Annotated in this window: 1 protein-coding gene; it reads left to right on the top strand. The window is 67.5% G+C overall.

Going from position 1 to position 416, the window contains the following annotated elements; translation table 11 throughout:
- A partial coding sequence (locus HG543_RS54185; protein ID WP_169352738.1) for an AI-2E family transporter occupies positions 1-416 on the top strand: 416 nt, incomplete at both ends.

Raw genomic sequence — 416 nt, forward strand, 5'->3', positions numbered from 1 at the left:
GTCCAACGAAGTGCTGGGGGCGTTCATCCGCGGCCAGTTCCTGGTGATGCTGGCATTGGGCGTGATCTACGCCGGTGGCCTGTCGCTGGTCGGCCTCAAGCTGGGCCTGCTGATCGGCCTGATTGCCGGCCTGATCAGCTTCATCCCGTACCTGGGCGCGACCACCGGCGTGCTGATGGCGGTGATCGCCGCGCTGGTGCAGGCGCAGGGCTTCGACCTGAAGCTGCTGATCCTGGTCGGCGTGGTGTTCACCGTGGGCCAGCTGCTGGAAAGCTACGTGCTGACCCCGCGCATCGTCGGCGACAAGATCGGCCTGCACCCGGTGGCGGTGATCTTCGCGGTGATGGCCGGCGGCCAGCTGTTCGGCTTCCTCGGCATGCTGCTGGCGCTGCCGGTAGCGGCGGTGACCAACGTGC

This window comes from Pyxidicoccus fallax, from assembly GCF_012933655.1.
In the GTDB taxonomy this organism is placed as follows: Bacteria; Myxococcota; Myxococcia; order Myxococcales; family Myxococcaceae; genus Myxococcus; species Myxococcus fallax.